Source organism: Inquilinus sp. (genome assembly GCF_057815775.1).
Genome location: NZ_JBYRFX010000098.1, coordinates 1 through 8,874, shown reverse-complemented (window position 1 = coordinate 8,874; position 8,874 = coordinate 1). Strand labels below are relative to the sequence as shown.

The following is an 8,874-nucleotide window of genomic DNA, read 5'->3' as shown; positions in this document are numbered from 1 at the left end:
TCGATGTCGTCGTGATCGAACCCGGCGCGATCCGCACCGAATGGGGCGGTATCGCCCATGAGAGCATGCTGCGCATGTCCGGCGACACGGCCTACGGTCCCTATGCCCGCCGCCACGCCGCGATGTTCGAGGGGGTGGCGGCCTCGCGCATGCCGTCCCCGCCCGAGATGGTGGCCGAGACCATCGGCCGCGCGGTGGCGGCCCGGCGGCCGCGCACGCGCTACCCGACCGGCGGTGGCGCGAAGGTGATCCTATTCATCCAGCGCTTCCTGACTGACCGCATGGCCGATCGGCTGATGTGGCGGATGTCGCAGCGGGCGCGGTGACGGGACGCCGCTGTCGCCACTGACGGCGTCCCTGGCGGGCGCCGGTCGCCGTGATAGAGTTCCGCCAACGGCCAGGGGCCTGATTCCCGGATGGTGGGGCGAACATGACCAGCCAGATCGTCGCCAGCATTCTGGTGGGGCTCTGCCTCATCGATTGGCGACTGATGCATGGCCGCCCGGTCTGGATGCGGCTGGCGCTCGGGCTGATCCTGTTTGCCGGGTTGACGGTGGCGTTGGCGCGGGTCGTCGGCTCGCCGCTGCAGCCGGTCTTCACCGATGCGAACCTCGAAGAGATGCTGTGGCAGCAGGCGCTGACCGCGATCTGGTGGCTGTTCGCCGCGCGGCTGCTGGTCATTGCCGTGCGGGCGGTGATGCCGCATGGCCGGTTCCGGACCGAAGGCGGATTGCTGTCCGATCTGCTGGCGGGGGTGATCTACCTCGCCGCGGCCCTCACCGTCATCAACACCGTCTTCGGCTTCCCGGTCCGGGCCCTGGTCGCGACCTCGGGCGTGTTCGCCCTCGTCCTCGGCCTGGCGCTGCAGAACACCCTGGCGGATGTGTTCGCGGGCATCGCCATCAGCATCGAACACCCTTATGCGGTCGGTGACCGGATCTGGATCGAAGGCGGCATCGAGGGTGTGGTGGTGCAGATCCCCTGGCGGTCGGTCCGGATCCGGACCGACGGCAACGACATCGCCTCGATCCCGAACAGCATCGTCACCCGGTCGCGGGTCATTAACCGCAGCGTGCCGACGGAGCAGCGGAACGATGCCGTCCATGTGACCTGTCCGGCCGACGTGGCGCCGGCCCGGGTGATGGAGCTGGTGCGCCAGGCCATCCTGCTGTGCCCGACCATTCTCGCAACACCGCCGGCCGGTGTTGCCCTGGCCAGCGTGGGCAAGCGCTGGAACATCTATGACGTCTATTTCTCGGTCGCGAGCAGCGGCGTCCTCGGCGAGACCAAGAGCACCCTGCTGACCCAGGTGCTGCGTCAGTTCCATGCGGCCGGCGTGGGGGCGGCGTCCACCGGCCAGGGTGCAGCCGGCGATGGCGGCGCACCGCGGAAGCGGCACCTGGACATCCCTCTGTTCCACGCCCTGTCCGAAGACCAGCGGGACGAGCTCGAACACCAGGCGTCGGTGCGGACGCTGGATCTCGGCGACACGCTGTTCGCCCAGGGCGCGACGGAAGGGTCGCTGTTCGTCGTCGTGACCGGCGTGCTGGAGGTGTCCCGGGCGAGTGGCACCACGACGACGACCATCGGCCGGGTCGGACCCGGCGACTATATCGGCGAGATCGGCCTGCTGACCGGCGCGCCGCACGCAGCCTCGGTCCGGGCTTTGACCCACGCGCTGGTGCTCGAGGTCACCAAGGCGCATCTGGCGCCCCTGATGACGGCGCAGCCCGAGCTGGTGCAGGCGTTCGAGGCTTCGGCCCGCCGCGGCCAGGCCCTGGTCGACCGCAGCATCGCGGCCAGCGCCGGCCAGCATGCGGTTCCGCCCGGCCAGCTGCTGGGCCGGATCCGGGCGTATTTCCACGAGCACGGGCTGTAGCGGCTAGAGCATCATCCGATCGACCCGCTTCGGTCGGTCGGATAAAGATGCTTGCCAAAACAAGCGACTAGAGGCTGTGCAGTGAGCCAAAGCGAACGGAATAGCTTCTAGGCCCCGCCCGGGGGCGGCACGTTGGCGGCGAATTCGGCCGCCAGCCAGTCGATGAACACCCGGACGCGCGGCGACAGCTGCCGGCTGTGCGGGTACAGCACATAGACCGGGGCGGGGGCGGGCGGCGTGTCGGCCAGCACCTCGACCAGGGCACCCGCCGCCAGATCGGCCGCGGCCCGGTAGCGCGGGGTCTGGATCAGGCCGAGGCCGAGCCGGCCGGCGGTGGAATAGATCTCGGCCCCGACCACCGACACCGTCATCGGCAGCGTCACCTCCCGGGTGAGGCCGTTGACGGTGAATTCCAGCGGCATCACGGTGCCGGTGGCCGATGACAGGAAGCCGACCATGCGGTGACCCGCCAGCTCGTCCGGCGTGCGCGGCGTGCCGAACCGTTCGAGATAGGCGGGGCTGGCGAAGGTCGCCTCCTCCAGCAGGGCGATCCGGCGGCCGATCAGGGCGCTGTCGGATGGCCGGCCCACCCGCAGCACGCAGTCGACGCCCTCGCGGATCAGGTCGACGAAGCGGTCGCCTTCGCCGATGTGCAGCTGGATGTCGGGGTACAGCGCCAGGAAGCGCAGCAGGCCCGGCAGCATGAAGTACCGCGCCAGGGTGCCGTGCACGTCGACACGCAGCAGGCCCTTCGGCTTGGCGCCGGTGAAGGCCGATTCCGCCTCCTCGATATCGGCGATGATCGACAGGCAGCGCCGGTAATAGGCCTCGCCGTCCAGCGTCGGGGCGACCTGGCGCGTGGTTCGCTGCAGCAGCCGGACGCCCAGCCGCGCCTCCAGCTGCTTGATGCCTTCGGTCGCGGTCGACCGCGGCAGCCCGACATCCTGGGCGGCGAGGGAGAAACTGCGCCGTTCCATCACCCGCGTGAACAGGCGCATCGCATCGAGTCTGTCCACGGCACTGTTCCCGATATCCGAATTATGATGCCGGATCACAGCAGATTATGCGGAAAGTGAGAAGGGCTACCGTCTCTTCACCGACATCGGGTCGGGTTTGGAGAGATCGACATGACCGAACAGACCAACAAGGTGGCGATCGTCACCGGCGCATCCCGCGGCATCGGCGCGGCCATTGCCGAGCGGCTGGCCGCGGATGGCTTCACCGTCGTCATCAACTATTCCGGCAATGCGGAGCCGGCGGAAGCGCTGGCCCGCAAGATCGAACAGGCGGGCGGCCGCGCCACCCCGGCCCAGGCCGACGTCAGCGACGCCGCCGCGGTGGCCCGGATGTTCGAGGCGGCCGAGACCGCCTTCGGTGGCGTCGACGTGCTGGTCAACAATGCCGGCATCATGCCGCTGGCGCGGATCGCCGACGCCGATGATGCGGCGTTCGACCGGACGATCGCGGTCAACCTGAAGGGCACCTTCAACACCCTGCGCGAGGCTGCCAAACGACTGCGTGACGGTGGCCGGATCGTCAACCTGTCGACCAGCGTCGTCGGCACCAAGTTCGAGACCTACGGCATCTACACCGCGACCAAAGCCGCGGTCGAAGCCTTCACCGGGGTCTTGGCGAAGGAAATGCGCGGCCGGTCGATCACGGTCAACGCCGTGGCCCCGGGGCCGACCGGCACCGACCTGTTCTTCAACGGCAAGTCGCCGGAGGTGATCGAGCGCCTGTCCAAGGCTGTCCCGCTGGAGCGGCTGGGCACGCCGCAGGACATCGCCGGGGTCGTCGCCTTCCTGGCCGGCCCGGATGGCGGCTGGGTCAACGGCCAGGTGCTGCGCGCCAATGGCGGCTTGGTTTGATCTCACTCATCGCACCAATCCTCACTCTGCGGAGAGCCCCATGAGCAACGTCATCGTCGTCACCGGCGCGTCGAGCGGCTTCGGCCTGATGGCCGCCCGCGCTTTGGCCAAGGCCGGCCACATCGTCTATGCCAGCATGCGTGAGACCGAGGGGCGCAACGCGCCGCTGGTCGCCCAGATCCAGGCCGAATCCAAAGAGCAGGGCATCGACCTGCGCACGGTCGAGCTGGACGTCGTCTCGCAGCCTTCGGTCGATGCCGGGATCGCCCGGATCATAGCCGAGACCGGCCGGCTCGACGTCGTCGTCCACAATGCCGGCCACATGTCCTACGGCCCGGCCGAGGCGTTCACGCCGGAGCAGTTTGCCCAGCTCTACGACATCAACGTGCTCAGCACCCAGCGGGTGAACCGCGCGGCGCTGCCGCAGCTGCGCAAGCAGGGCAAGGGCCTGCTGGTCTGGGTCTCCTCCAGCAGCTGCCGCGGCGGCACCCCGCCCTATCTGGCGCCGTATTTCGCCGCCAAGGCCGGCATGGACGCGCTGGCGGTCAGCTATGCCGGCGAACTTGCCCGCTGGGGCGTCGAGACCTCGATCATCGTGCCGGGCGCCTTCACCAAGGGCACCAACCATTTCGCCCATTCCGGCAAGCCTGCCGACACGGCGCGGGCCGCGGAATACGACAATGGCCCGACCGCCGATTTCAGTGAGGTCGCGTTCAAGGGCCTGGCATCGCTGGAGCCGGCCGATGCTGACCCGCAGGCGGTGGCCAATGCGATCGTCACGGTGGTCGACACCCCGTTCGGCAAGCGCCCGTTCCGGGTCCATATCGACCCGTCCGAGGATGGCGCCGAGATCGTCAACGGCGTCGCCGACCGGGTGCGGGCCGAGCTGCTGCGGCGGATCGGGCTCGAAGACATCCTGAAGGCCAGGACGGTCGGCTGATCCCTGCAGTGCTCCCAATAACACCCGGGTTAAATTTCTTGAGAAGATTTGACCCGGGTGTTATTGAGATCCCGATCACACCGGGAGCGCAGGATGAAAGCCGAGGACAGGAAGGCGGCGACCGCCGATTGGAAGGAGCGCAAGACCGCCGCCGGCATCTATGCCGTGCGCTGCCAGGCCAGCGGCCAATGCTGGGCCGGGCGGGCGCCGGACCTGGGCACCATCCAGAACCGGCTGTGGTTCACGCTGCGCCAGGGCACCAATCCGCACCCGACGCTGCAGGCGGCCTGGCAGGTCCATGGCGTCGACAATTTCAGCTTCGAGGCGGTCGAGCGGATCGAGGACGAATCGATCGGCTATGTCCGCGACCGCATCCTGAAGGACCGGCTGGCCCATTGGTGCACGACGCTGGGCGCCGAGGCGATCTGAGAGCCCGTTTGGTAATGCACCTGGCGCGGCCGCCTGACGGCGGTTTCTCCGCTTCCGGTGCTCACGGACCCAAACGTCCGCTGCGAGCCGGTTCTCGAAACCACCGCCATTCGACTCTCGCCAGCGCATTTCCAAACAGCCTCTGAGGGCTCCTAGCCCAGCGCAGCCGCCCATTGCCCCGGCGTCAGGCCATAGGCCCGCTTGAACAGCCGGGACATGTGGCTCTGGTCGGCGAACCCCGCCTCCAGCGCGGCTTCGGACAGCGTCGTGCCCTGGCGGATCAGCCGGCGGGCGCGGTCCAGCTGGCGCATGGTGCGGAAGCGGCTGGGGCTGGTGCCGAAGGCGGCGCGGAACTGGCGGGCGATGGTCCAGCGGTCGAGGTCGGCGACAGCCTCGAACTCGGCCACGGACAGCGGCGTGGCCGGGCTGGCGGCAATCCGCTCCCGCACCCGCAGCAGGGACGGCAGGCGCAGCGGCGCCGGCGATCCGGGGACCGGTCCGGCGAGAGTTTCTAGCACTGCGGCCGCGGCGGCCACGATCTCGACCGCCTCGACCTCGCCGACCGGGTCGTCCAAATCGCCCAGCCAGGCCGTCAGCTCCGACACCAGCTCGGGGCGCCGGACCACCGGGTCGGCCACGAAAGGCAGCGGCCGCCCGCCAAGCGCCCGCTGCACCAGCGCCGGATCGAGATAGAGGATGCGATAGCCGAATCCGGCCTCGGTGGCCGACGCCCCGTCATGGACCTCGTCCGGGTGCAGGATATGGGCCTCTCCAGGGGCGCAATACCGCTGCTCGCCGCGGTAGCGGAAGGTCTGGAGGCCGACGACGGTGACGCCGAGCGCATAGGTGTCGTGGCGATGGGGCGAAAAGGCCCGGCCGCCGAAGCGGGCCTCGGCCCGCTCGATGCCGGCGGCGCCGCGCCCGATTCGGATCGACGCCCCTTTGGCGCGACCGTCTTGGCACAAGCCTTCAAGACCGGCCGGGCCATGGTCCTGTAGCTGACTGCCCATCGGGCAACGCTACAGGGGTTTCGGCGATGGATCAGCAGCTTTCCGGCGCTTGGCCTCCGGTGCTGGCGGCCCTGGTGGTGATGGGCAGCCCCGGCCCGTCGACCATCAGCGTCACCGCCGTCGGTGCCGCCTATGGCTTCCGGCGCTCCCTGCCCTATGTGGCGGGCCTCATCCTCGGCACCGGCGCCGTGCTGGTGGCGATCGCCGTGGGGCTGGTGTCGATCCTGCTGTCGCAGCCGCGCCTCGCCCCGGTCCTGCTCGGCCTGTCCGTGGCCTATGTCGCCTATCTCGCCTTCCGGATCGCGACGGCGCCGCCGCTGTCTGCGCCCGGCGGGGACGCGCGGCCACCCCGGCTCGTTGGCGGCTTCCTGCTCGCGGTGGCCAATCCCAAGGCCTATCTGGCCATCGCGGCAGTGTTCACCGGCACCTCGCTCGCCGAGTCGCGGTTGGCGGATTCGCTGGCCAAGATTGCGGTGCTGGCGGGGATGATCGTGTTGATCCACTTCGCCTGGCTGGTCGCCGGCAGCGCCTTCGCCCGGCTGCTGCAGCGGCCGGCGGTGTCGCGGGTGGTCAACCTGCTGTTCGCGGCGATCCTGCTGGCGACGGCGGTCCTGGCACTGCTTCATTGAGTGCTGCGTCGATCGGGCCGAACACGGCCGGGCGGCCATAGAACCGGGTGGCGAGGGTGGAAACCTGGGCCGCGTCGCCGGTGGTGAAGAACCGCGGCTGGGACAGCGCGCCGTCAGCGGTGTCGAATTCCGGGTGGCGCCCGAGATAGGCGGCCAGGCTGCGCGCGGTGATGTCGGGCTGGGACAGCACCTCCACATCGGGCGGCAGCGCCTCTGCGAACAGCCCGGATATCAGCGGGTAATGGGTGCAGCCCAGGATCACCGCATCCGGCGCCACGCCCCCCAGCTGCCGCATCAGCAGCGCCGCATAGCGCCGCACCGCCCGGCGCAGTACGGCCTCCGGCGCCGCCTGTTCGATCAGCGTCACCAGCATCGGGCAGGCCTGCTGCACCACCGTCACTTCAGGCGCCCGCTTGCCGATCTCCTCGACGAAGGCGCCGCTGCGCACGGTGTGGCGGGTGGCGAAAATGGCGACGGTGCGCGGCTTGCCGCGATGCCGGCCGGTGCGGATATCGGCCATCCACGGCACGCCGGTGATCGCCTCCACCATCGGCACCAGCACGCCGATCACCCGCCGGTCGGGATAGTGGTCCGGCAGCCAGCCCTGCTGTAGCCGGCGCAGCCCGTTGGCGGCGGCGGTGTTGCAGGCCAGGACCACCAGCCGGCAGCCCAGCCCGAACAACTGCTCCACCGCCGCCACGGTCAGGCGATAGATCTCCTCCGGCTCGCGGTTGCCATAGGGGGCGTGGCGGTGGTCGCCGAGATAGGCGAAGTGCTGCTGCGGCAGATGCCGCGTCAGCGCCTGCAGCACGGTCAGCCCGCCCGTCCCCGAATCGAAAACCCCGATCATCCGCGTCCCCGTGATCCCTGTCTGGCGGTAGCGGATCTTCACGGCATTCTCAAGATTGTTGCGCGGGCCGACGGTGCGGCCCGTCACCCTTCCCAGCGCACGCGATAGCGCTGGATCCGGCGCTGCTCATACGCCATCAGCCGCAGGAACAGGGGCATCAGCCGGCGCTGCAGCCAGTCCAGGCCGCCGCGTTTCTTGGTGTCGCCGTTGCGCCGCCCCAGGGCGCAGATCCGTTCGGTCCGGCCCCGCCGGTCCTGCTCGAAGCCGGCGAAGGCCTGGCCCCAGGTCGCAGCACCGGTGCCGGCCGGCAGGCCGCGCAGCCGCTTCGCCAGGCAGATCGCATCCTCCAGCGCCAGCGAAACGCCCTGGCCGGAATGCGGGGTGACCGCATGGGCCGCATCGCCCACCAGCACGGCCCGGCCGTGCCACCAGCGCGGCAGGCTGGGCATGTCGAAGATGTCGATCGGGGCGACCATCTCCGCCGCCGCGTCCAGGATGCCGGGCACCGGTTCGAACCAGCCGTCGCCCGCCTCCAGCACATGCCGGCGCACCGCCGCCGGCGTCAGCGCCGCCCGCGACTCGGCGTCGAGCGGCCGGTCGCGTTCGATCGTGCTCCACCACATCAGCGTATCCGGCTCGGACCGGCCGGCAAGGCCGTAGCCGAGGAAGGCGCCGGGCGGGCCGAAGCACAGCGTCATGCTGTGTTCCGGCGCCCGGGCCGGCCACAGGGCGTGCGGCACGAAGCCGCCGATGCCGACCAGCCCGGTGAAGGCGGGGGACGGGGCGTCCGGCAGGACCAGCCGCCGGGTCTGCGAATGGATGCCGTCAGCGCCGACCAGCAGGTCGCCATGCGCGGTGGTGCCGTCGGTGAAGCGGGCGGTGATGCCGTCCGCATCCTCCTCGATCGCGGCCAGGCGCCGGCCATAGGCGATCGGGATGCCTTCGCGATCTGCGGCTTCGAGCAGGATCCGGTGCAGTTGCGCGCGCTTCAGCGTCACCGCCGGCCGCGACGGCGACCCGACCGGCAGGGTGGCGAAAGCGTCGCCATGCCGGTCGCGGAAGGTCATGGCGGTGCAGGTCGTGCCGGCCGCGGCCACGGCTTCGGCCAGGCCCAATTGCTCCAGCACGGCCATGCCGTTCGGGGCCACCTGCAGCCCGCCGCCGATGTCGGCACAGTGCGGATAGGCCTCGTGCAGGGTGGCGGCGATGCCGGCCTTCTTCAGGAACAGGGCCAGGGCCGGGCCGGCGATGCCGCCGCCGATGATCAGG

Annotated in this window: 10 protein-coding genes; 6 read left to right on the top strand and 4 right to left on the bottom strand. The window is 70.1% G+C overall.

From position 1 onward, the window contains the following. Together AC3XYG_RS03570 and AC3XYG_RS03565 are read left to right on the top strand one after the other, a co-directional pair. Positions 1-326 (top strand): hypothetical protein (locus tag AC3XYG_RS03570; RefSeq protein WP_489138439.1); only part of this gene is annotated, 326 nt, incomplete at its 5' end. A gap of 104 nt (positions 327-430) precedes the next feature. After that, positions 431-1,879 carry a mechanosensitive ion channel family protein gene (locus AC3XYG_RS03565; RefSeq protein WP_489138438.1) on the top strand — a complete coding sequence of 483 codons (1,449 nt, stop codon included), beginning with the start codon at positions 431-433 and terminating at the stop codon, positions 1,877-1,879. A gap of 107 nt (positions 1,880-1,986) precedes the next feature. Here AC3XYG_RS03565 and AC3XYG_RS03560 read toward each other — a convergent pair whose 3' ends face one another. Beyond that, a complete protein-coding gene (locus tag AC3XYG_RS03560) occupies positions 1,987-2,895 on the bottom strand; it encodes a LysR family transcriptional regulator (protein WP_489138437.1) in 909 nt (302 codons plus the stop codon). A 111-nt stretch (positions 2,896-3,006) separates the two neighbouring features. Here AC3XYG_RS03560 and AC3XYG_RS03555 point away from each other — a divergent pair, with 111 nt between their 5' ends. The 3 genes from AC3XYG_RS03555 to AC3XYG_RS03545 all read left to right on the top strand — a co-directional run bounded on the left by AC3XYG_RS03555 (position 3,007) and on the right by AC3XYG_RS03545 (position 5,116). Beyond that, positions 3,007-3,747, top strand: coding sequence for an SDR family oxidoreductase (locus AC3XYG_RS03555; protein ID WP_489138436.1), 741 nt, complete (start codon positions 3,007-3,009; stop codon positions 3,745-3,747). 40 nt (positions 3,748-3,787) lie between these two features. Further along, positions 3,788-4,687 (top strand): SDR family oxidoreductase, encoded by a 900-nt coding sequence (locus tag AC3XYG_RS03550; RefSeq protein ID WP_489138435.1) that lies wholly within the window; start codon positions 3,788-3,790, stop codon positions 4,685-4,687. A 93-nt stretch (positions 4,688-4,780) separates the two neighbouring features. Then, positions 4,781-5,116, top strand: a complete 336-nt coding sequence (locus AC3XYG_RS03545) for a GIY-YIG nuclease family protein (RefSeq protein WP_489138434.1) — start codon at positions 4,781-4,783, stop codon at positions 5,114-5,116. Positions 5,117-5,268: 152 nt separating this feature from the next. On the opposite strand, the gene AC3XYG_RS03540 is transcribed toward AC3XYG_RS03545, so the two are convergent. Further along, positions 5,269-6,081 (bottom strand): AraC family transcriptional regulator, encoded by an 813-nt coding sequence (locus AC3XYG_RS03540; protein ID WP_489138433.1) that lies wholly within the window; start codon positions 6,079-6,081, stop codon positions 5,269-5,271. Positions 6,082-6,152: 71 nt separating this feature from the next. On the opposite strand from AC3XYG_RS03540, the gene AC3XYG_RS03535 reads away from it, so the two are divergent. Beyond that, positions 6,153-6,755, top strand: coding sequence for a LysE family translocator (locus tag AC3XYG_RS03535; protein WP_489138432.1), 603 nt, complete (start codon positions 6,153-6,155; stop codon positions 6,753-6,755). Here the strand turns inward: AC3XYG_RS03535 and murI are convergent. Both murI and AC3XYG_RS03525 read right to left on the bottom strand, forming a co-directional pair. Next, positions 6,697-7,647 carry a glutamate racemase gene (murI, locus tag AC3XYG_RS03530; RefSeq protein ID WP_489138431.1) on the bottom strand — a complete coding sequence of 317 codons (951 nt, stop codon included), beginning with the start codon at positions 7,645-7,647 and terminating at the stop codon, positions 6,697-6,699. The genes AC3XYG_RS03535 and murI overlap by 59 nt on opposite strands. Before the next feature lie 41 nt (positions 7,648-7,688). After that, positions 7,689-8,874, bottom strand: a 1,186-nt coding sequence (locus AC3XYG_RS03525) for an FAD-dependent monooxygenase (protein ID WP_489138430.1), incomplete at its 5' end; no start/stop codon positions are given.